The following is a 22,388-nucleotide window of genomic DNA, read 5'->3' as shown; positions in this document are numbered from 1 at the left end:
ATCAATATCGGTATTTTTTATCTTGGCATCCTGCATGGCCTCCCGGAATCCCTCGAAAGCCAGCTCCCGGATGGAACCCGGATAACTGCGGACGAAGACGCTTTGTCCCACGCCAATAATTGCAACTTTTCCCATAATTTTCTCCTATTTAGTTAAGTAATGAAACCCTCATAACGGATCGTCGTCACAAAGGACAATTAAAATCTCCCCTAACCCCTCTTTGTCAAAGAGGGGAACCATAATACCCCCCTTTAGCAAAGGGGGGAGGAATCATTAAATCCCCCTTTAGTAAAAGGGGACTGAGGGGGATTTGGGTTAAGCAACCAATCCCAATAAACTCCTTAGATATACTGACCGCCGTCCACCTTGACTACTTCGCCCGTAATGTGCCGGGCCTTGTCGGAGGCAAAAAACGCGATGACCGTTGCCACGTCTTCCGGCAGGCCGATACGCTTGAGTGCCATTTCGTTCATGGCCATGTCAATGATCTTGTCGCGGGACTCGTTCTGGCTCATCATCGCGGTCTCGATCAGTCCCGGTGCAATCGCGACGACGTTGACGCCGAAGGGTCCCAGTTCCTTGGCCAGAGCCTTGGTATAGCCGATGATGCCGGCCTTGGCGGCGGAATAGTTGCTCTGCCCGAACTTGCCGCGAATGCCGTTGATCGAGGTGATATTGATGATTTTCCCGTACTTCTGATCCTTGAAGAGCGGCGCCACCTGCCGGACAAAATTGAAATATCCCTTGAGGTTGACTTCAATAACCCGGTCCCACTGCTCTTCCGTCATCTTCCAGCAGACACCGTCCCAGTTCATGCCGGCGTTGTTGACGAGGATGTCAATCCGGCCGAATGCGGCTAAGGTATCTTTTACTACCCGTTCGGCATCCTTGAACGAGGAGATATCGCAAGCGAGATGAATGGCCTTTCTGCCCATCGCCTTGATTTCATCTACGACTTGCTTGGCCTCATCCTCGTGCTTACGGTAAAGCACACACACGTTTGCCCCTTCGCGGGCCAGTTCCAGAGATGTGGCGGTGCCAATACCCTGGGAACCGCCGCTGACGATGGCATTTCTTCCTTCTAATAGCATGTATTCCTCCTGACGTTAAAATTTTGATGAGCGGGATAATTTCCTGAAATAACTGCGACCGGCTACGCTTTGCTATCTACACATTGTAGCTATCCTTGTCAATATAAATGTTCATAAAAATGTTCATATCCTGCGGTCAGGAGTCGCCGCCCATTTCCTGCTTGACATCCCGAATTGAGTATTTTATAGAGACGCGCAGGAAGTGATATCTATCTTATCAACGGAATGGATTTGTGGAAGAGGGGTGCAAAGCCCCCGCTGCCCCGCAGCCGTGAAGGGAACGAAAGTCCAATAAGCCACTGTCGCCGGTAAAATGGCGCTGGGAAGGCGGATGAGTAGGTGGCCCTGAGCCGGAAGACCGGTCCATTCCTCTAAACTCGCGGGAGGAATGCCATGAAGAAAATCCCTTATTAAATCATTCAGGTAGTTTCGTAATCAAGCGCGTTGCAACCCTGCTTCGTCATTCTGGACGTGATCCGGAAACCAGTGTTTCCAAGGAGTTCTGGATGCCGGTTTTCACCCGTCAAGCGAGGACTAAACAGAGCACCGGATAGCAAAATGAAAAGAGTACCAGGTTATTTTTTAAAACGATTAAATGGCTTAACATATGAGCCAATTGCAAAACTCGTCACACCGGTGAAAACCGGTGTCCAGCGCGCTTGTAACGCATTGATATTTCTGGATTCCGGCCTGCGCCGGAATGACAAAACGAGACGTTTCGTTTTTGGAGCAATGATCATAGGACTTATCGCCGGTGGACCGGTTTTTGCCGCCCAAAATATAAATCCGGATGATGCCCCGGTTATGGCAGAGGTGGTCGTCACGGCGACAAGACATGCAGAGCAGTTGACTTCCGTGCCGGCGAACGTAACCATCTTTACAGAAAAGGATATAAAAAGTTCTGCCGCTCAGAGCGTTCCCGAGTTTCTGAGAAATCAGGCGGGGGTGCAGGTCAACGACATTTCCGGAAACCGGCGGACTTATACGGTGGACTTGCGCGGCTTTGGCGAATCGGCTACCCTGAATTCCCTGGTTCTCGTAGATGGCCGGCGGGTCACGCAGGCCGATTTAAGCGGCTCCGACTGGGCGCTCGTGCCTTTGGAGAGGATCAGGCGGATCGAGATCATCAGAGGCGGTGGCGGCAGTGTTCTTTATGGCGATAATGCCGCCGGCGGCGTCGTCAATATCATCACCAAAGAAGGCGAGGGCTTCAAGACCGGGGCGGAGGCAAGCGTCGGCAGTTACAATACCCGCAAAACGAATGCCTATATCGGCAGCGGCGGGAAGATCCTGTCCTATCTGCTGTCCGGCAGTTATATAAAATCGGACGGTTACCGGGCCAACAGCCAGACGGAGGGCAGCGATGCCGGTGTAAACTTTAATTACTACCAGGGGGATCATTTTAAGCTCAACCTGAGCAGTGGCTATCACCGGGACAACACGGGACTTCCGGGCGCCCTGAAGGAAAGTGATTTTGCCGCCGGCAGACAGAGGACGGACAGCATTTATCCCAATGATTTTGCCAGGACGGAGGACTATTACCTCAAGGCCAGCCCCGAATTATACTTCTGGGGAGAAAGCCTGATGAGCCTGGATATTTCCTTCCGGCAGAGAGATTTCCAGTCTTTTGCCACCGGTTCCTGGGGTAATTTTACGGGTCAAACGAAGTTAGAGACGCTGGATCTGTCTCCCCGTGTGGTCCTGAAAAAGGCGGTGGGGACATTTGCCAATAGCCTAACCGCCGGTTTTGATTTTCACGATGTTAAGGAAGGCATCACGAATGATTCCGTTTTTTTTGGCGCCCCAAGCCTGAACAATTACACGTTAAGAAAAGAGGAGCATGGTTATTATATCCATGATGAGCTGAGTCTCCGGAAAAACCTGATTCTCTCGGGCGGTTACCGTAATGACCGGGCACAATTCAAATACGAACCGGGCACTCCCGCAAGCGTTACGGTAAGCCAGGAAGCCTATACCGCCGGCCTGAACTATCTGTACACCGAGAAGTCATATCTTTATGGAAGTTATAGCAAAGGCTTCCGGTATCCCGTGCTGGACGAACTTTTCAGCTTTATCACCAGTACGGTGACGGGCTCCCTGATGCCGCAGCAGTCTGACGACTATGAATTGGGCGTTCGGCATTATTTTACGGAAGCTCTTGTTTTCCATCTGAATTTTTTCCGCATGGATGTCAAAAACGAGATTTTTTACAATCCGGCCACCTATGCCAACGAGAATCTGGACGGCCTGACGCGCCGACAGGGCCTGGAATTGTCCTTCCGCGCTCAAGTTGTCGCCTGGCTGTCTTTGCAGGGCAGCTACACCCATCTGCAGGCGCGGATTGAAGAGGGCCAGTATGCCGGCAAGGATTCCCCCGGAGTGTCCAGAGATAAAGCCACGCTCGGCGTGTCCCTATTACCGGCCAAGGAGCTGTCTTTAACCGTAAACGGCGTCTATGTCGGGAGCCGCCCCTTTATCAGCGACTTCAATAATGCCTTCGACGATCAGGAGGAATATTTTCTGGTCAATACGAGGTTAGATTATCGCTGGAAAAATGCCAAGGCCTTCCTGGGCGTCAACAATATAATGAACAAAGAATATGCGGAATATGGAGCAATCGGAGGATTCCCGACGGAGAAAGGTTACTATCCTTCGCCGGACAGAAACTTTATTTTCGGTCTGACAATGGATTTTTAAAAAGGAGGAACCATTATGCATGGTTATATCCAGGTATACACAGGTGACGGCAAGGGGAAGACGACGGCGGCCCTGGGCCTGGCCTTGCGTGCGGCCGGCGCCGGTCTGAAAGTATTCATCGCCCAGTTTGTGAAAGGCGCCGAATACAGTGAAATCAAGGCCTTGGGCAGGTTCTCCGATCTGATCACCCTCAAACAGTATGGCCGGGGATGTTTTATCTATCAGGAGCCCGCCGAGGAAGACAAGAGGCTTGCCGTCGCAGGTCTGGAGGAGGCGGAGGCAGCAATGTTAAGCGGCCAATATCAAGTAATCATCCTCGATGAAGTCAACATTGCCACGTATTTTCCCCTGTTTTCGGTGGAAAGATTGCTCGATCTGATCAGGAAAAAACCGGCCGACGTGGAACTAATTTTAACGGGCCGGAAAGCCGATCCCCGCATCGTGGAAATTGCCGACTTAGTGACGGAGATGGGCGAGATCAAACATTACTATCAAAAAGGCGTCGAGGCAAGAACAGGGATAGAGAAATAGCCATATTAATCCCCTCACCCCTTTGCGGGGGAGGGTTAGGGTGGGGGGCAAGGGGTGGGTGAAGTTATGGAAAGAGTAGCCGGTTCGAAAAGCCTTACCGTTGCCGCTATTGTATCCTTGATCATTCATGGAGGTATTTTTCTGGCCTATGCCCTGGTTTTCAAGGATGCCGGGGCGTTAAATACCAGCGGGTTCCTTCAGGTAGCGCTGATCATGCCTGCGGAGCTGGAAAAACCGGCCCCTCTGCCGGCGCCACTGGCAATAAATGAAAAGACCCGCTTTGGCATAGAAAACCCCAGGGAACCGGAAATTACCGTGGACGTGGCAAAAATATTGGAAGAGGCGCCTCCCCAGGGCGGGCGGGAAACTCTGGCCGCAAAAGCAGCGGGCGAGGCGGCCACTCTGCAGGCCAAAGACCAAGGGGCAAGGAACCTTGCCCCGGTATCCTCGGCTGATCAGCATTCCCGGCCCGGCTCTGAAGCTGCAGCATCGTCAACGCCGTCAATCGTTACCGCATCCTCGCCGGATACCGGCTCATCTGCACGGATAATCCCCGCCACAACAACTGAGCGCGGCAATAATGTTCGTGGAAATCAGTATGTTATCGCTTCCCGTGGCGAAATGTCCGGGTATGGAAAGTTGGAGACAAGCCGGAGCGGCAGCCTGACCTTTGCCGCCCCCCGTTACAGCGAAAACTACCTCCCCGACTATCCACTGCCGGCCCGCCAACGCGGCTATGCCGGCGTGGTGATGCTGTCCGTGGAAGTCCTGGCCGATGGCAGTGTGGGCCGTCTGAAAATGAAAAAAACCTCCGGCTACGAACTGCTTGACAAATCAGCCCAGGATGCGGTCAAAGTCTGGAAATTTTCCCCGGCGAAAAAGATGGGAACGCCGGTCACCATGTGGGTAGATATACCAGTAAAATTCGAACTGAACTGAAGTTAAACCCCTTGACAGCAAGCTGTCGCCAAGGATAAAGCAAATCTCCCCTACCCCCTCTTTGCCAAAGAAGGGAATAAAAAAATTGCCCCCTTCAACAAAGGGGATTTTATGTGCATTTTCAGGCGCAAATCTCCCTTACCTCCTCTTTGCCAAAGAGGGGAACCAAAATTTCCCCCTTTAGAAAAGGGGGAGCAAGGGGGATTTGAAGCCCTTTTCCCTATGCAGGCCGCCTTCGTCCAGAGCCTCTCGAATATCGTAACAAGCCGAGTTCCGGGACAGATTGAATTATTGTCGGCGAAAAAACAAATCCAATCCCTTTTTTGATGAACTGGTCAAAAGTCGAAAATGCCCCAAAAAAGTGAATAACTAGTACCAAGGTACTATAGACTATATAAAAATAAAGTTTAAACTGAGCTCAAAATACGAACTCATAATAACAAATAACAATACTTTCCAACCTTAAGGAGGATTCAATCATGGCCAGTAACGCAAGCACAGCAGGATCAGGGGCAGAAAATCAGGCAGTAGGCAAGGTATTTATTCAATATGGAACGGCAAAGGCCGTGGCGGCGGATGGGACGGAAAGAGCCCTCGCACCCAACAGCCCGATTTTTGCTCATGACCAGATTATCACCGACAGTGACGGCAGCGTTTCCATCATGATAGACGGCCATGATGGCGCCCCGGCGACCCAGTTGGATCTCGGCCGAATGAGCCATGTAACTATTGACGAAGATGTTTATGCCGGAGCAGCGCCGGGATTAACCGCGGATGCCACCGCCGAGGCCGATAAGATTCAGCAGGCCCTCTTAGCGGGCGATCAGCCGATTGACCTGGATGCCACTGCCGCCGGCGGTGACGCAGGGGCAGGCGGTGGAGTAACTTCGCCCTTCAGTTTATCTCTGACAGGCACTGAGGGCCAAGTTGGTTCCGGCGCAGGCACCACAGGAACAGAATTTGGAACATCAGGCACCATCCAGGGAGCATTCACCGCACCAACTGAGACTCCAATTAACGCAAATCTAACTTTGTCAGCGCCTACAGCGGTAACTGAAAATGAGCCCGGCGTAACCTTCACCGTTCATCTGGACAATCCGGCACAGAGCGCTGCCACGGTTGCCGTGCAAGTCGGGGAAACAACTTATAATGTTGAAATCGCCGCCGGCAGCAGTACGGGCACGCTCTTTATCGCCACGGCCCATCCGGATGCGTACGTTGACCCAAGGAGCGTCACGGCGACGGTCACCGGTGTTACGGGCGGGAGCTTCACCGGAGTTGATTTCAGCACTGCTCAGGCGACCACCGCTATTACGGATGTCACCGACACGACGGTAGCCCACATCACTACGAGCAACGTGACGGAGAATGCGGCCGGCGTGACCTTTAGTATTCACTTGGACAACGCCCCGCAGGGTGCTGCCACGGTGGATGTCCAGTTGCATGACACCTTCACGAACACCACTACGATCCAGACGGTGGCGATTGACGCGCAGGGGAACGGCACTCTCTTCTACGCGTCGGCGCATCCGGATGCATATGCCGACGGGAGCAGCGTGACGGCCACGGTAACGGCGGTCAGTGGGGGAAACTACGAGGCCACCAGCGTGGTCAGCGCCACGGCGACGGCCCAGGTTACCGATGTGAATGTGGATGGTCACGATACGACGGTAGCGCACATCACGACGAGCAACGTGACGGAGAACGCAGCGGGCGTAACCTTCAGCGTTCACCTCGACAACGCACCACAGGGTGCGGCCACTGTAGATGTTCAGGTCCATGACTCATTCACGAACGCCACCTCGATTCAAACGGTGGCGATTGACGCTCAAGGGAATGGTTCGTTCTCCATCGCCACGGAGCACCCCGATGTTTACACCGATCCGTCCACCGTCACGGCTACGGTACTCGATATTCATGGCGGTAACTATGAGGCCACGAGCGTTGCCGGCGCTACGGCGACGGCCCAGGTTGCCGATGTTACCGACACAACGACGGTAACTTTGGACAACGTTACAGTAACTGAAGGAGGTAACATTGTTTACACGGCGCATGTAGATCACGCACCGCAGGGTGATTTGCACATCACGCTGGACGACACAGCACACACTTCTATTACAATCCAGGCGGGTCAGCTTTCGGGTGCTTCAGAGCCAGTTATTGCTCAAAACGCGCCTGACGGTGATGCTCATCTAACAGTAGGAATCACCGGCGCGCAGGGCGGTAACTATGAGCACCTGGATACAACCAATACTATGCACCTGACAATCATAGATACTGTCCCACACGCGAACCCCGACATCGGCACGGTGGTAGAAGGCCAGATCCTGACGGTTGGTTTGACGGCGGGAGTTCTTGCCAACGATACCGCCAGTGCTGATGGCATAACTGTAGATGCCGGGACATTTACGAATGGTACGGCTGGTGGTACGCTGGTGCTTGCGGCGGACGGCAGTTACACCTACGCTGCACCTGCCCATGTGGACAACACTAATGGTGCGGTGTCTGATACCTTTACCTACACTGTCCATGATGCGGACGGATCGACCAGCCAAAGCACGCTGACGATTGCCATAGCCGATACGGGAGTAACGGCAGTTGCGGACGTCAACGCGGTGACGGAACATCAGACAGCTACAGTGGGAGGTAATGTCATCACGACAGGGCCCGGCGCCGATACGCTGGGTGCGGACGCCGTTCATGTGACATTAGTCAATGGAGAGACTGTTGCAGCAACCGGAACTACCACCATTGAGGGTAGCCTACACGGCTCTTTGGTGATAGGCGCGAATGGCGCTTACACCTACACGGCGCCTGTTTCTGTGAATAATCTGATTGATGGTGTAAATCAGCCGGCTCATGAAGTTTTCACCTACACGATTACGGATGCGGACGGATCGACCAGCCAAAGCACGCTGACGATTGCCATAGGAGATACGGGTCCGACGGCCATTACCCCGGATTATGCATACCTGACCAATAACCTTGGGCAAAATCAAATGGGTACTGTCTATCTTGACACCGATCATAATGTGGATAATAATTATGGAAATGACTTAAACGGTACCGTCAAATTCGCCGCAACCAATGGATCTGACAGCGGTGTTACCGCGGCAACTGCGCACGTCTATCTGTATACAGATGGATCGCACCTTATTGGTTCAACATTGGCTAACAGCAATTACGCTACGGCTTTAGCTACAACTGCGGCTAAGGTGTTTGATGCTACGCTGAATCCTGATTATTCTATTACGACGGCAAGTGACACCTACTCTTTCCATTTGTATCAGCAGATCGACGGCGGGATAGGCACGTTTAGTGTTAACGATGTTGGATTCCAATTCCATGGCGGTAACCAACCATACGCGTATTTTGATAATCCTACAGCAGGTGCTTCAGATGTATTGTTGACTCCGATGGAGAAGGTGGATGGAACTCTAATTTCATCCGGCACATTAAATACTACTGCAACGGCAGGTGGTGTCAGCGGTGGTGTCAGCGTTGGTAACGGTGAGGCAATGCGCGTAGATTATGTGATAAATTTAACTGGTGATTCAACAAAGAACGTCTCCAGTGCAAATTACAGCATAACTGCTAATCAGGATCATCATTTTGATGGTCACAGCCACGTCAATGGGGCAACGGCCGAATTTACCGGAATTTCCGGGTCTTCGGGAATACTCATCAAGGCTTTTACGGATCCGGACGGCAATAATACCGTCGGAGAATCTACTAATGCGCATGAAAACATTAAAAGCGTATTTATTAGCTATAACGGCGAATCGAAAGTCACTAGCGTGATTGATGGCGAGACAGGTGGGCATAACGTTACTGTTGGAGGACATGTCTTTCACGTAGCCGACAGCGGTGCTGATGCTCTGCTAACTGGTGTCGTAGATCATACAACTATCGGTACTTTGACCGATCACGGCTATACAACATTGGAATATGACTATGCGAGTGGTGCTACCTTTAAGCTTGGGAGCTTCGGTGCTACCGAGTTTACTCCAGGCGATGCCCATGAACTCAAGTTTGATCTTGCCGTGACCGATGGTGATGGAAGTACGGTTCCAAGTGCTATGCATGTGTTTTTGAGCCCGGATGATCACATCATTCAGATAGCTGATGATACCCATCATACCCTGACTGTTGCTACCGGGACTGCCGGAACACTTGTCGGCACAGACGGGACTGATATTCTGACAGGTGCGGGAGGCAACGATATCCTCATCGGTGGTCATGGCCACGACACACTGACAGGTCATGCGGGCGCGGATACCTTTATCTTTAGAGAAGCCGGGGCTACTAATGTAGACCATATCGTCGATTTCAAATCAAGCGAAGGCGATAAGATCGATCTCTCTTCTCTTACGGCCAATGATACTAACGTCCACGTGACACATGATGCCGTCGCGAATACCACTACTGTGTCAGTAGATTCCGCCGAAGTTGCGGTCCTTGAGGGCTATACTGGATCAGTGGATATCCTACTCGGTGATGTGACGCACCATCATACTTAAGATGTAAATTCCGGCCCAGGTAGATCAACGGGGAAGGAAAAGAGAGAAATAAAAGCTGCCGCAGAAGATGGCAAAAAATCTTCCGCGGCAGTTTTTTATGTGCAATTTTCAGAAATTGGCGGGGATATTCCGGGGACATCCATGATAAGTAATGTCAAGGGGAAAACGGAGATTTCCCCTGACCTCCCGGATTGATGTCCTCCTGGTGGCTTTTCACTGCAACCTGCCTTAACTCCGACCTTTTTCTTCTATCTTTTTGGTCCGCGTTAATAGATCACGCGACCAGACATCCATTTGCTGTACCAAGGTCTGATGGGGTTAGCTCTACCCCCTATCTTTGATGACCTCTACAGAAGATTGAACAATCAGGGAACAATCAGGGACAGAGCCCCATTGTTTTCAAAGAGAAAACGAAGGGGGGGACTTCCCATATTTCACGTCAGCGTCTGACCAATCCATCTTTTCTGCCGTTCTTCTTTGGGCTATGCTTCCTGGCAATGAAAAATTCTCATTATTGGGAGGCAAGAGATAAATTTCGAGACATAATATTTGCACCAAAATCGCTTGATTTTTCTACCAATGAATCAGAAAACCTGTTGATATTCGCCACTGAAAGTGTTAGATTCACGTTGGATTATGGAGGTTTATTATGGAACCATTGATTAGAATCACTATGGACCCCGAGGTGATGGGGGGGAAACCCTGCATCAGGGGAATGCGCGTTACCGTGGGAACAATCGTCGGCCTCATCGCCTGCGGAAAAACCGCTGCGGATATCCTGCTGGAATATCCGTATCTGGAGCGTGAGGATGTCCTGGAAGCCCTTTCCTATGCTGCATGGCGAGCGGAAGAGAAAGAGCTTTCCATGGTGACCGGATGAAGTTTCTTCTCGATATGAATCTGCCACCCATGTCGCAATAGGAAGGACGACACTGTATTAAGAGTGAACGTCAACACAGGCATTGCCGCTAAAGGTAAGGTGATGCCTGCTTCCTCGGGGTCAGAGACCATAGCATGTTTGACGTTGTGATTACACGGTAACCCATCTTTTCTGCCATTCTGGTTTATGTTTCCGGTCAATGAAAAATCTTCATCATCCCCTTTCTCTACCTGGGGCCGCAAGTTCAGAAAGAGCAGCAACCTTTCACCGGGAGCTTTGCTGAACTGACCCCCGGCAGACCGGACGATGCAGCTTCGGGTGTTTGGGTATTGCGGAAAAAACTTGCATAATTCATGAATAGGGCATACTATTTCCTGAACCAGTGGAAGGGAGGGATCTTAATGGCAAATTTGCAAATAAAAGGCATGAATGACGATTTATATCTGGAAATAAAGCACATGGCAAAGGATGAGCATCGGTCTGTCAGTCAGCAAATCCTCTATATTACGAAGCTCTTTTTATCTAACCGGAAAAACATTGAGCACCTAAAGACACCGGCAGAAGTCTTGCTGGGACTTGCCGGTTCTTGGGAAGATGTGCGACCAACCGAGGAAATTATTGCCGAAATCAGAGCGGCAAGGAAGAATTCGATAAGATCGTCGGAGGGGCTGGATGTTTCTGCTTGATACGGATACGGTAATCTATTCCCTCAAGGGTCATCCTGTGGTCCGGGCAAATCTCCGGCGGCACGTGCATGATCCTCTGAAGATAAGCGTTATAACCTTTATGGAACTCTACTATGGTGCGTTCAAGTCTCAGAAACCTGTCGGCAATCTGGCAAAAATTAAAACGTTGGAACAAGCCACCGAGATTGTTCCTGTGGGCATGGAAACGGCGGAGCTTTTCGGCACGCTAAAGGCGCAACTGGAAAACCGGGGGGAGCGGCTGGATGATTTTGATCTGATTTTAGCTGCCTGCGCTCTTGCTCACAACCTAACCCTGGTGTCGAACAACACTGCCCATTTCAAGCGTATCACCGATTTGAAATTAGCCAACTGGTGTGAGGAATAATGTAGGGTAATTTAGGGACATCCATGATAAGTAATGTCAAGAGGCGACCCGTTCGCTCATGTTGAAGAAAGCGCTCCATCCAGAAATCAAACCAGCCAGGATGCTGCATCTCTATTGAAGAAAGCTTCGAGAGGGATTCCCTGTACCCCTACGAGAAGCGGGTGCGCTTCGGGATAGCGGTCGCGGAACCGCGTCAGGCCGGGAGCCTTGCCGCTCCGACCACTTTTGACCTCGATAGCCCAAATGTCCCGCCCCCTGGCGACCACGTAATCTACCTCATGCCCCCCTTCCCTCCAGTAGGTGATCTCATATTCCACCGAAGAGAGGGTGTTGCATAGATGCGCGCCAACGGCGTTTTCCACCAGCCGTCCCCACCAGATCGTATCGGCAAGGGATTCAGCAAAGGTCCGCTTGGAAAGCGCGTTAACCAGGGCGTTGTTCCAGAGGATCAGCTTTGGGCTGCTTCCGCGCTGGCGCTGTTTCCCCCGCGAAAAAAGTTCCAGGCCGCTCGCCAGAAAGGCCGATTCGAGCAGTTTCAGGTAGTGGGCCAGAGTCGTCGTGTTCCCGGCATCCTGGAGCTGGCCGAGCATCTTGGTATAGGATACACACTGGGCCGGAAGGGTAGCTGCCAGAGCAAAGAGATGGCGCAGCAAAACCGGCTTAGCGATCTTGCTCATCTGGATTACATCGCGGGCGATGACTGTTTCAATAAGGGAATCGGTGATGTAGCGCTTCCATGACGATTCGTTTTCCGTGAAGGATGTGGCCCCCGGATAGCCTCCGAAGTAGAGCCACTGCTCCAGATTCCAGCCAAAGGCGGTGCTGCACTCCGGATATCCCCAGTGGTTGCAGCGATGCAGGAAGAACCGGCCGGCAAGACTCTCGGTCAGCCCCTCTTGCATTAACAGGGACGACGATCCGAGGATCAGGACGCGAATCTCCGGCGCTGCCGGGCGGCTGTCCCAGAGGAGCTTTATTGTCTCGCTCCATCCTTGCACCTTTTGCACCTCGTCGAGGATGAGGAGGATCGGGCCGCCCAATGGGCCGACGTCGGCAACGGCGCGGCGCCACTGGGTCTCGATCCAGGCTGAATCCAGAGGGATCGGACTATCGGCAGTGGCATATATTGTTGGAATGCCAATGGATTCATTAATCTGGCGGGCAATGGTGGTCTTGCCGACCTGTCGGGGGCCGATCAGGACATGAATTACCGGCGTCGGCCGGGAAAGTTCCGTGCGGAGGGTAGATAATAGCGGACGCTCGTAGCTCATAACGGCCTTATATCAAATGACTTCAACCGATGCAAACTATTTTACTCAATGGCAGAGTAAAATTACTCAATCGTAATGAACTGGTCAAAAGTCGTCACACCGGTGAAAACCGGTGTCCAGTATTTTTGTAACACGTTGCACAAAGACCCCTTTGACCGAATGCTCCTTGCTCAGGCTATTTCGGAACCACTGCACCTGCTGACTGCAGATTCAATTCTTGCCCGTTATTCTGAACTTGTCATTGTCGTTTAGCAGGAGTTCCGGTGTCAGTATAATTAATTATTGCTATCTTTCTTTTTCGTTCCCGGCTCTAACTCACGCGCCTATTTCTTTTGATACATTTTCTCCTTGCGTCACGATATTACTTATATTATAAAACGAGCCGGATGACAGGGAGATGGGAATCATGAAAGTTGCCGAAATTGTCGTCAAAATTCTTGAAAATGAGGGTATTACTGCTGCCTTCGGGATCCCCGGAGCTGGCATCAATCCTGTCTACAAATATCTGGGAACTTCAAAAAAAATCAAGCACTTCACGGTTCGTCACGAAGAAGCGGCCGTACACGCCGCTGACGGTTTTTTCCGGGCCAGCGGGAAAATGGCCCTGGCGATCTGTACATCAGGCCCGGGGGCGACTAACTTCGTGACCGGTCTATACACCGCCAATATTGATTCCATACCCTTGATTGCCATCACGGGCCAAAACGTTACCGCTCTGCTCGGGAAGGATGCCTTTCAGTGCGTTGATATAGCGAAAATTTGCCAGCCCATAACCAAGGCCACCTGGTGTGTTACCAATCCTGCCGATGTGCCGAAGGTAATGCGGGAGGCCTTCCGCACCGCCAGAGCAGGCAAGCCGGGGCCGGTGGTTATTGACTTGCCCCTTGATGTCCAACTGGTAGATATTGAGTATGATGAAGCAACGGATGCACCTTTGCCGATACCGGAAGTCAAGCCGGATTTAAATCTGATTCAGCAGGCGCTTGATCTGCTTTCCGAGGCCAAGAATCCCGTGATGATTATGGGCGGCGGCGTTGTCCTTTCCGGCGCGGTAGCGGAATGTATTGAGTTTGCCGAATACCTGCAGCTTCCCGTCATCACCACCTATATGTCCAAGGGCGCCTTCCCGGACAATCATCCCTTAAGTGTCGGATGCATGGGGATTCAGGTCGGGTCTCCGCTGGGCAACAGGATTTTTCTCGAATCCGATGTGGTTTTCGGCATTGGTTGCCGCTTTACCGACCGCCATACTGGAGATATCAAGGTATATGCGGGAGACAGAAGGTTCATCCACATTGATATCGAAGCCGGACAGATTAACAAAATCCTGCCAGCCGAAGTGGGGATTGTCTCCGATGCCAGGCTGGCCCTCAACGCCCTGCTGAAAGAGGCGAAATCAAGGGGCGTCAGGAAGGAGCCTGTCGCACGCGTGAAAGCGCTTCCCGAATTAAAGCAGGCCTTAAAGAGAAAGGCCGATTACGACAACGTCCCCATAAAACCGCAGCGGGTTTTTTATGAATTGAATAAATTCTTTGGCGACAATACCATGTTTACCACCGGTTGTGGCCTGAACCAGATCTGGTCGGGGCAGTTTCAGGAAATCAACAAGCCCCGGATGTATCTGCCGTCGGGCGGGGCGGGAACGCTTGGCTTCGACATACCGGCCGCCATCGGGGCGAAAATTGCCAAACCGGAGCATAATGCCGTTGCCGTAATGGGTGATTTTGGCTTTACGTTCCTCATTGAAGAGCTGGCGGTGGCGGCAAAATATGGAATACCCATCATCGTCGTCATCGTGAACAATGCCTACATGGGTCTCATCCGGCAGAACCAGAAGTATGCCTACCAGTTTGAGTGCGCCGTGGAGATGAAGGAAAACCAAACCCTGATAGATTATGTGAAAATTGCCGAAGGATTTGCCTGCCGGGCGGAACGGGTCTTTAAGCCGGAAGAAATTGCGGGAGCCTTGGAACGCGCGGTAAAATCCGGAAAGCCATACGTTATAGATATCATCTGCGAAGAGCAGACGGACTGTTCGATGGGACCGAGCGTGGCGGCGGTCAGGGAATTTGAATAAGGGGAAATTATCTTTGCAGAAGGAGTGGCCGTCGTGAACGAATCCATGTATAGGTATATGAAGGTAGGTTTGATCCACTTTATGGCCTATCCGGTAACCATGAAGGGCGAGGGACCGATCGTAGAGTCAATAAGGAAGATTGCTTGTGATGCTTATTTCAATGCCATCGAGATAAGCTGGATTAAAGATGCCAAGGCTAAGGAAGAGGTCAAGAAAATCCTGGCCGCCTCGCATCTGACGGTGGCCTACGGCGGACAGCCGCGCCTGCTTACGACCGGGCTCAATATCAACGACACCAATGAGGAAGGCCGGCTGCAAGCCGTGGCAACGTTGAAAGAAGGCATTGATGAAGCCTGTGAACTGGGCGCCGTCGGGTTTGCCTTTTTAAGCGGGAAATATGAAGAGAGCGGGAAGGAAGAGGCTTACCGGGCCCTGATCCGATCAACCAAAGAGTTATGTGCCTATGCCAGATCAAAGGGAAGCATCAAGGTTGTCCATGAGATATTTGATTATGATGTAGATAAGAAAAGCCTGGTCGGCCCGGCGGAACTCGCCAGGAGATATGCGGCGGAGATAAGGAAGGAACATGACAATTTCGGCTTGATGGTTGATTTGAGCCATCTTCCCTTAATAAGAGAGTCGGCCGCGGCGGCCATCCTGCCCGTGAAAGACTACCTGGTGCATGCCCATATCGGGAACTGCGTCGTTAAGAGCCCCGATCTTCCGGCCTATGGAGACATGCACCCGCGCTTTGGCTTCCCGGGAGGGGAAAATGATGTTGATGAGGTAGCGGAATTTTTAAAGATGCTGTTGCAGATCGGGTTTTTGAACGAAAAAAATCCGCCCATTGTGAGCTTTGAAGTGAAGCCCTTTGGAGATGAAGATTCCGATGTGGTAATAGCAAACGCCAAAAGGACGCTGAATATGGCGTGGAGCAGAGTTTGACGGTCTCGTAATACGTCGTAACTTGCCTCCTTTGTCATTCCGGGCTTGACCCGGAATCCAGTGCTTTTAAAGTAGTCTGGATACCGGCTTTCGCCGGTATGACCATTGGGAGACTTTTGACGAGAGCATCAAGTTTGACGGCTTTTGAAAAACAATAAATATGAGGGATTGAGAATATGAAGATCGTAGTGCTGGACGGATACACCTTGAACCCGGGGGATATTAGCTGGGATAATCTGAAAAAGCTGGGCGAAACGGTCATCTATGACAGGACGCCTGCCGGGCTTACCCGGGAGCGCTCCCGGGGAGCGGACATCCTGTTTACGAACAAGACACTCCTGGGCGAGGATCTCTTTACCGACCTGCCAGAACTAAAATATATCGGCGTCCTTGCCACGGGCTACAATGTGGTAGATGTTGAAGCCGCCAAGAAACGGAATATTCCCGTTACCAACATCCCAACCTACGGCACCTCGTCGGTGGCGCAGATGACCTTTGCCATCCTGCTGGAGCTGTGCAACCACGTTCATGATCACAGCAGCGCCGTCCATAGGGGCGACTGGGTAAAATGCATAGACTGGTGCTTCTGGAATCATCCCCTCATTGAACTGGCGGACAAGACTATGGGCATCATCGGTTTTGGCCGTATTGGCCAGCGGGTAGCCGACATAGCAACGGCACTGGGGATGAATGTCCTGGGATTTGACGCCTATAAAAGCGATCAAAGCCTGCGCCGGAACTTCCGCTGGGCAGAACTGGATGAGCTCCTGAGGGAGTCCGATGTCGTTAGCCTCCACTGTCCGTTGTTCCCTGCCACCCAGGGCATCATAAATAAAGACAATCTAAGCAAAATGAAGCGGACGGCGTTTCTCATCAACACGTCCCGCGGACCGCTGGTTGTGGATGAGGATTTGACCGAGGCCCTCAATAAGGGGATTATTGCCGGTGCGGGACTTGATGTCTTGTCCGTTGAGCCGCCGCAGGCCGACAATCCGTTGTTGGGCGCAAAAAACTGTGTCATTACCCCTCACATAGCGTGGGCAACCAAAGAGGCAAGGGCAAGGCTGATGGATGTTGCCGTAGATAATCTGAAGGCATTCCTGGCAGGAAATCCGGTTAATGTCGTAAACAAGTGATGTAAAGGAGGGCAAATAATGAAAGACCGCACACTGTTGATGATTCCTGGTCCCATTGAGTTTGAACCGTCAGTTCTCGCCGCAGCGGGTGCTCCCACGACCGGCCACCTTGACCCGTCATTCATAGAGGTATTTGGACAGGCATTGGAGAGGATGCGCCAGATGTTTCTCTCTCCTGATGGACAACCGTTCATCATTGCCGGCTCGGGAACGCTGGCGATGGACCTGGCGGGAGCAAACCTGATCGAGGCCGGCGACAAGGCGCTGGTTGTCAACACCGGCTTTTTCAGCGACCGTTTTGGCGCACTGCTGGAACGCTATGGCGCTCAGGTGACGCACGTGCGATCCGAAGTCGGCGGCCGACCGTCAATCCAGGAAGTTGAAACCGCGCTGAAAAGCGGTCACTTCAAGATGATGACGATTACACACGTGGACACCTCCACCGGTGTTTTAACGGACATCAAGGCCTTGGCCGCATTGGGCCGCCGTTATGACACACTGGTGGTGGTGGATGGCGTCTGCTCAGTGGCCGGGGAGGAGTTGCGCATGGCTGACTGGGGTGTGGACGTGGCCCTGACCGCCTCGCAAAAAGCGGTCGGTACGCCTCCCGGTCTGGCCCTGCTCGTGGTCGGGCCGCGGGCGATGGCCGCCTTCAGGGCGCGAAAAACATTGGTAGGCAATTATTACGCCGACTGGACAAACTGGCTGCCTATTATGGAAGCCTACGAAGCGCGCAAGGCCGCCTATTTTGGCACCCCGGCGGTAAACCTGATCTGGGCGCTCAACGTCAGCCTGGGGATCATTCTTAAAGAAGGGATGGAGGCGCGTTTTGCCCGCCATGAACGGATCGCACAGGCCTTTCAGGCCGCCATCCAGGCCTTGGGAATGGGGCAGGTGCCAATCAAGCAGGAGTATGCGGCCCACACCATGACGGCGCCGCGCTACCCGGCCGGCGTCAATGGAGCGGACTTCCTGGTTAAAGTGCGGCAGGCCGGGGCATTTCTTGCCGGTGGGTTGCACCCGCAGATTCGGGCCGAATATTTCCGTATCGGTCACATGGGTTCGACGGCGCTGGGCGAAACGCTGGCAACTGTCGGAGCTGTGGAGGCCGGGCTTGCCGGGTGCGGTTACAAGTTTAAGCCGGGCGCAGGCATGGCAGCAGCAATGGCGGCTTGGACAACAGTTAAAAGTTCTAAGTCTTGATTTGTTAGTGAAAGAACTCAAAACTTGGAACTAAAACAAGGAGGTTTGAAAATGGCCGTAATGAGATCTGTTTTTTATATTCCTGCCAACAACGACAAGATGATTTCCAAGGCTCCGAAAACACCGGCCGACATTATTACTCTCGATCTGGAGGATTCCGTTCCCCCCGCCGAGAAGCCAAAATCCAGGGAGATGATCAAGAAAAACCTGAAAATAGCTGGATCGGGAGGCTCCTTGGTATACGTCCGGATCAACAACTGGTTTACCCCGTGGACCGACGATGACCTCGAGGCCTCTGTCCATAAGGGCCTGGCCGGAATATGCCTGCCCAAGTGCGCCGGGCCCGATCACGTAAAGCGCCTGGAATGGAAGATCGAGGAGTTGGAGCGGAGGCGGGGTCTGCCCGTGGGAAGCGTGGCCATTCAGCTTTTAGCCGAGACGGCCATCGGCGTCATCAATGCCTATCCGTCTGCTGTCGCGAGCAAGCGGGTCAATTCGATCATCTTCGGCGCCGTGGATTACTGCAAGGACATGCGGGTAAAGCTCACCCTCGAAGGTGAAGAACAGTTGTATGCCCGCGCCCACGTGGCCGTTGCCGCCCGCGCCGCCGGCATCATCGCCATTGATTGCCCCTTCGTGGCCTATCAGGATATTGCTCTGTTCGAGAAGACCACCAGTTTCGGCCATCAGTTGGGATACGAGGGAAGAATGCTGATTCATCCGAGTCAGATCGAGCCGTCCCACCGGATCTATACTCCCTCTTCTGAGGATGTTAAATTGGCCACGGAGATTGTCAAGGTCTTCGAGTCAGAGGGAATCGCCAAGGGGTTGGCGGCAATCAACCACAAGGGACAGATGGTGGACACACCGGTTTACGAAAGCGCCAGGGCGACCCTCGCAATCATGGAAGAGATCACTGCCTTTGACAAGAAGCGCAAGAAGTCCTGAAGATTCAATATGAGGGTTTTAATAGCCACGGATTCCTTTAAAGGCAGCTTAAAATCGCTGGAAGCCGCAGCTCTCATCGAAAAGGGAATCCGGCGCGTATACAGCGAGGCTCAGGTCGAAAAGATAGCCATTGCCGATGGCGGTGAGGGTACCGTCGAGGCAATGGTGGAATCCCTGCAGGGTGAATACCGCTATGCAGAGGTTTCCGACCCCATCGGCAATAAAGTCCGGGCGCGCTACGGCATTGTCAACGGGGATACGGCGATCATAGAAATGGCAGAAGCTTCCGGCCTGTATTTGGTTCCCAAAGAAAAGAGAAACCCGCTTACGACCTCCACCTATGGCACGGGAGAAATTATCCGGGATGCCCTGAGCCGGGGATGCAGAAAAATTATTCTGGGCATCGGCGGGAGTGCGACCAATGACGGCGGCATGGGCATGGCTGCGGCTTTAGGCGTGAAGTTTCTTGACAAGGACGGAGAGCCGCTGGAAATTGGCGGCGGCTTCCTGGACAGGCTCCGAAGAATAGATATCAGCAGCATCATGCCGTTAATTGGTCAAACTGAATTTGTGGTCGCCTGTGATGTAAACAACCCGCTCTGTGGTGAAAGGGGCGCATCACGGGTGTTCGGCCCCCAAAAGGGGGCCTCGCCGCAAATGGTGGAAATACTGGACAAGAACCTGCGGCACTATGCAGATATTATAAAGAAGGACCTTGCCATAGATGTTCTGGATGCTCCGGGAGGCGGCGCCGCCGGGGGGTTGGGGGCCGGTCTGATGGTATTCTGCCAGGCCAAACTCATGAAGGGGATGGACATCATCCTCAATACCATCAATATTGATGACCGGATAAAGGAAGCGGATATTGTCATTACGGGCGAGGGGCGGCTGGATGAACAGACGGCTTACGGAAAAGTTCCGGCAGGCGTCGGCTTAAGGGCCAAAAAATACGGCAAACCGGTCTTTGCCATCGCCGGCTCTATCGCCAAAGGCGCCGATTTGATTTACCAGCACGGAGTTGATTCCGCCATGAGCGCCATCGCCGCTCCCATGACAATTGATGAGGCCATGGGAGAATCCCCCCGGCTTATCGAGGAGGCAAGCGAAAGATTATTCAGAATAATTCGCGCCGTCGCGTGCATAAAAGGAGATCGAATATGAATAGTAACGTTGGTTTCATCGGCTTGGGCATCATGGGCAAACCCATGGCCTTGAATCTCATCAGAAGCGGCCACACCCTCTGGGTTAACAGCCGCCGGGTCGAATCAATGGAGCCGCTTACCGCCGCCGGCGCCCGGGCTTGCGCATCGCCGGCAGAAGTGGCCCGTGCGGCCGACCTGATTTTTATCATGGTGCCTGATACGAAGGATGTAGAGCTGGTAATACTGGGGCACGATGGGGTCATGGCAGGGGCCGGACCCGGCGCTACCGTAGTGGACATGAGCACCATCTCCCCGGTGACTACCCGCTCCATAGCCGCCCAACTGATGGCCAAGGGAATAGAGATGCTCGACGCCCCGGTATCGGGAGGCGAAGTAGGGGCTGTAAACAGCACCCTTTCCATTATGGTGGGAGGCAAACCGGAAGTATTTGCCCGGGTCAAACCCTTCTTCGATTGTCTGGGGAAGAATATTGTTCATATTGGTCCTAATGGCGCAGGACAGGTCGCCAAGGCCTGCAACCAGATCGTGGTTTCTTTGACCGTCGAGGGAGTGGCCGAGGCGCTAACCTTTGCCAGGAAAAATGGCGTGGATTTTGGCCGGGTGCGAGAGGCGCTTATGGGTGGTTTTGCGGGCAGCAAGATCCTGGAACTCCACGGAAAGCGCATGATAGATCATGACTTCCAGCCCGGATTCAAGGTGCGTCTCCATCAAAAGGATCTGCGGATCGTTATGGAGACGGCACATCAGATGGGGCTTGCCCTGCCCGGTTCCGCCCTTGTCACCCAGAATATGAACGCCCTCATGGGCAGCAAGGAAGGTGAGCTTGATTCATCTGCCCTCGTTAAGGTGCTGGAAAGGTTAAATGAAGGCGCGTAAAGGGTGAAATAAATGTTACCACGCGTCGGCTTTATCGGTCTCGGCGTCATGGGTAGGCCCATGGCCCTGAACCTTATCAGGGGCGGCTACCGCCTGTTGGTCTACGGAAGGCGCCCGGAGACGATGGCCTCTCTCGTTGAGGCCGGCGCAATTGCCTGCGGGTCGGCGGCTGAGGTGGCCGCAGGTTGTGATATTGTCTTTACCATGGTGACCACAACGAATGATGTGCGGGAGGTCGTCCTGGGAGAGAAAGGCATCCTCGCCGGCGCCCGGCCGGGTTCCATTCTCGTAGATATGGGCACCATTGCACCGGCTGCTACCCGTGTGATTGCCGCGCGGCTTGCCGAGGCCGGCATTGAAACCCTTGACGCCCCCGTCTCGGGCGGTGAGAGCGGGGCCATAAACGGGACCCTTTCCATAATGGTGGGGGGTAAGCCGGAAATATTCGATCGGGTCAAACCTCTTTTTGCCTGCCTCGGCAAAAGCATCGTTCATATTGGGTCAAACAGCGCCGGACAAGTCGCCAAGGCCTGCAATCAGATGGTCTTGCTGATCACCCTGCAGGGTCTGGCGGAGGCCTTTACCTTCGCCCGCAAGAATGGATTGGACCCGGAGAAGATATATGAGGCCCTATCCGGCGGCGAGGCCCAGAGCAGAATTCTGGAGGTGCTGGGAAAACGCATGGTGGAAAGAAATTACCAGGCCGGGATTGAGGCCCGCCTCCACTATAAAGACATCCAGATTGTCCTGGATGAGGCCCATGCCCTCGGCCTGGCGCTGCCCGCAACTGCGCTCGTTACGCAGATGTTCAACGCCCTCATCGGCCGCGGCGGGGGCAACGAAGACTCTTCGCAACTTCTGGAAATAATTGAGGCCATGTCGAAATCGAACCGTACAATACCTGACGATCACCAGATTGTCTGATGTTACCTCGAAAAACACACCGGGTGCAAACACAGCCTTTTCCAACTCTTTCGCATCGAGAAGCTTAACATGAAAATCCCCCCACCCCCTCTTTACCAAAGGGGGGTTGAGGGGGG

The 22,388-nt window shown here is 52.9% G+C and carries 17 protein-coding genes and 1 riboswitch; of the genes, 15 read left to right on the top strand and 2 right to left on the bottom strand.

The features are described from left to right. Window positions 1–341: 341 nt before the first annotated feature. The gene (locus NT140_07300) at window positions 342–1,091 is read right to left on the bottom strand and encodes an SDR family NAD(P)-dependent oxidoreductase (protein MCX5831679.1); all 750 of its coding nucleotides are present in this window, start codon (window positions 1,089–1,091) and stop codon (window positions 342–344) included. Between the two features lie 186 nt (window positions 1,092–1,277). Then, window positions 1,278–1,473, top strand: a riboswitch (cobalamin riboswitch). A 176-nt stretch (window positions 1,474–1,649) separates the two neighbouring features. Here NT140_07300 and NT140_07295 point away from each other — a divergent pair. The 7 genes from NT140_07295 to NT140_07265 all read left to right on the top strand — a co-directional run bounded on the left by NT140_07295 (window position 1,650) and on the right by NT140_07265 (window position 11,729). Next, window positions 1,650–3,788: a TonB-dependent receptor gene (locus NT140_07295; protein MCX5831678.1), complete on the top strand. Its 2,139-nt coding sequence runs from the start codon at window positions 1,650–1,652 to the stop codon at window positions 3,786–3,788. Window positions 3,789–3,803: 15 nt separating this feature from the next. Then, window positions 3,804–4,319, top strand: a complete 516-nt coding sequence (locus tag NT140_07290; protein MCX5831677.1) for a cob(I)yrinic acid a,c-diamide adenosyltransferase — start codon at window positions 3,804–3,806, stop codon at window positions 4,317–4,319. Between the two features lie 54 nt (window positions 4,320–4,373). Beyond that, on the top strand, window positions 4,374–5,258 hold the full coding sequence (locus tag NT140_07285; GenBank protein MCX5831676.1) for an energy transducer TonB: 885 nt from the start codon (window positions 4,374–4,376) through the stop codon (window positions 5,256–5,258). A gap of 479 nt (window positions 5,259–5,737) precedes the next feature. Beyond that, window positions 5,738–9,778 carry an Ig-like domain-containing protein gene (locus NT140_07280; protein MCX5831675.1) on the top strand — a complete coding sequence of 1,347 codons (4,041 nt, stop codon included), beginning with the start codon at window positions 5,738–5,740 and terminating at the stop codon, window positions 9,776–9,778. A gap of 649 nt (window positions 9,779–10,427) precedes the next feature. Further along, a complete protein-coding gene (locus NT140_07275) occupies window positions 10,428–10,658 on the top strand; it encodes a DUF433 domain-containing protein (GenBank protein MCX5831674.1) in 231 nt (76 codons plus the stop codon). Between the two features lie 401 nt (window positions 10,659–11,059). Beyond that, entirely contained in the window at window positions 11,060–11,344 is a 285-nt protein-coding gene (locus NT140_07270) for a hypothetical protein (protein ID MCX5831673.1), read from the top strand. Then, window positions 11,331–11,729 carry a type II toxin-antitoxin system VapC family toxin gene (locus tag NT140_07265; protein MCX5831672.1) on the top strand — a complete coding sequence of 133 codons (399 nt, stop codon included), beginning with the start codon at window positions 11,331–11,333 and terminating at the stop codon, window positions 11,727–11,729. Before NT140_07270 ends, NT140_07265 begins: the two co-directional genes overlap by 14 nt. An 86-nt stretch (window positions 11,730–11,815) precedes the next feature. On the opposite strand, the gene NT140_07260 is transcribed toward NT140_07265, so the two are convergent. After that, entirely contained in the window at window positions 11,816–13,000 is a 1,185-nt protein-coding gene (locus tag NT140_07260; protein MCX5831671.1) for an ATP-binding protein, read from the bottom strand. Window positions 13,001–13,406: 406 nt separating this feature from the next. Here NT140_07260 and ilvB point away from each other — a divergent pair, with 406 nt between their 5' ends. The 8 genes from ilvB to NT140_07220 all read left to right on the top strand — a co-directional run bounded on the left by ilvB (window position 13,407) and on the right by NT140_07220 (window position 22,272). Then, the gene (gene ilvB, locus NT140_07255) at window positions 13,407–15,077 is read left to right on the top strand and encodes a biosynthetic-type acetolactate synthase large subunit (protein ID MCX5831670.1); all 1,671 of its coding nucleotides are present in this window, start codon (window positions 13,407–13,409) and stop codon (window positions 15,075–15,077) included. Between the two features lie 33 nt (window positions 15,078–15,110). After that, window positions 15,111–16,022 carry a sugar phosphate isomerase/epimerase gene (locus tag NT140_07250; GenBank protein MCX5831669.1) on the top strand — a complete coding sequence of 304 codons (912 nt, stop codon included), beginning with the start codon at window positions 15,111–15,113 and terminating at the stop codon, window positions 16,020–16,022. Window positions 16,023–16,198: 176 nt separating this feature from the next. After that, window positions 16,199–17,158 (top strand): D-2-hydroxyacid dehydrogenase, encoded by a 960-nt coding sequence (locus NT140_07245; protein MCX5831668.1) that lies wholly within the window; start codon window positions 16,199–16,201, stop codon window positions 17,156–17,158. 18 nt (window positions 17,159–17,176) lie between these two features. Next, window positions 17,177–18,361: an alanine--glyoxylate aminotransferase family protein gene (locus NT140_07240; protein MCX5831667.1), complete on the top strand. Its 1,185-nt coding sequence runs from the start codon at window positions 17,177–17,179 to the stop codon at window positions 18,359–18,361. A 51-nt stretch (window positions 18,362–18,412) separates the two neighbouring features. Continuing rightward, window positions 18,413–19,309: a CoA ester lyase gene (locus tag NT140_07235; GenBank protein ID MCX5831666.1), complete on the top strand. Its 897-nt coding sequence runs from the start codon at window positions 18,413–18,415 to the stop codon at window positions 19,307–19,309. Window positions 19,310–19,318: 9 nt separating this feature from the next. Continuing rightward, the gene (locus NT140_07230) at window positions 19,319–20,470 is read left to right on the top strand and encodes a glycerate kinase (protein ID MCX5831665.1); all 1,152 of its coding nucleotides are present in this window, start codon (window positions 19,319–19,321) and stop codon (window positions 20,468–20,470) included. Further along, entirely contained in the window at window positions 20,467–21,348 is an 882-nt protein-coding gene (locus NT140_07225; GenBank protein MCX5831664.1) for a 2-hydroxy-3-oxopropionate reductase, read from the top strand. The genes NT140_07230 and NT140_07225 overlap by 4 nt, the downstream gene beginning before the upstream one ends. A 12-nt stretch (window positions 21,349–21,360) precedes the next feature. Further along, on the top strand, window positions 21,361–22,272 hold the full coding sequence (locus NT140_07220; GenBank protein ID MCX5831663.1) for an NAD(P)-dependent oxidoreductase: 912 nt from the start codon (window positions 21,361–21,363) through the stop codon (window positions 22,270–22,272). Window positions 22,273–22,388 lie beyond the last annotated feature (116 nt).

The sequence above is a fragment of the Deltaproteobacteria bacterium genome, from assembly GCA_026388415.1.
Lineage (GTDB): Bacteria > Desulfobacterota > Syntrophia > Syntrophales > JACQWR01 > JAPLJV01.
The sequence above is the reverse complement of the archived record's forward strand: the minus strand, read 5'-3'. Positions and strand labels throughout refer to the sequence as shown.

What these genes read in the sequence shown, in the direction of transcription:
- NT140_07300 (MCX5831679.1), bottom strand. Translation starts at nt 1,091, where the DNA reads ATGCTATTAGAAGGAAGAAATGCCATCGTCAGCGGCGGTTCCCAGGGT.
- NT140_07295 (MCX5831678.1), top strand. Translation starts at nt 1,650, where the DNA reads ATGAAAAGAGTACCAGGTTATTTTTTAAAACGATTAAATGGCTTAACA.
- NT140_07290 (MCX5831677.1), top strand. Translation starts at nt 3,804, where the DNA reads ATGCATGGTTATATCCAGGTATACACAGGTGACGGCAAGGGGAAGACG.
- NT140_07280 (MCX5831675.1), top strand. Translation starts at nt 5,738, where the DNA reads ATGGCCAGTAACGCAAGCACAGCAGGATCAGGGGCAGAAAATCAGGCA.
- NT140_07275 (MCX5831674.1), top strand. Translation starts at nt 10,428, where the DNA reads ATGGAACCATTGATTAGAATCACTATGGACCCCGAGGTGATGGGGGGG.
- NT140_07270 (MCX5831673.1), top strand. Translation starts at nt 11,060, where the DNA reads ATGGCAAATTTGCAAATAAAAGGCATGAATGACGATTTATATCTGGAA.
- NT140_07265 (MCX5831672.1), top strand. Translation starts at nt 11,331, where the DNA reads ATGTTTCTGCTTGATACGGATACGGTAATCTATTCCCTCAAGGGTCAT.
- NT140_07260 (MCX5831671.1), bottom strand. Translation starts at nt 13,000, where the DNA reads ATGAGCTACGAGCGTCCGCTATTATCTACCCTCCGCACGGAACTTTCC.
- ilvB (MCX5831670.1), top strand. Translation starts at nt 13,407, where the DNA reads ATGAAAGTTGCCGAAATTGTCGTCAAAATTCTTGAAAATGAGGGTATT.
- NT140_07245 (MCX5831668.1), top strand. Translation starts at nt 16,199, where the DNA reads ATGAAGATCGTAGTGCTGGACGGATACACCTTGAACCCGGGGGATATT.
- NT140_07240 (MCX5831667.1), top strand. Translation starts at nt 17,177, where the DNA reads ATGAAAGACCGCACACTGTTGATGATTCCTGGTCCCATTGAGTTTGAA.
- NT140_07235 (MCX5831666.1), top strand. Translation starts at nt 18,413, where the DNA reads ATGGCCGTAATGAGATCTGTTTTTTATATTCCTGCCAACAACGACAAG.
- NT140_07230 (MCX5831665.1), top strand. Translation starts at nt 19,319, where the DNA reads ATGAGGGTTTTAATAGCCACGGATTCCTTTAAAGGCAGCTTAAAATCG.
- NT140_07225 (MCX5831664.1), top strand. Translation starts at nt 20,467, where the DNA reads ATGAATAGTAACGTTGGTTTCATCGGCTTGGGCATCATGGGCAAACCC.
- NT140_07220 (MCX5831663.1), top strand. Translation starts at nt 21,361, where the DNA reads ATGTTACCACGCGTCGGCTTTATCGGTCTCGGCGTCATGGGTAGGCCC.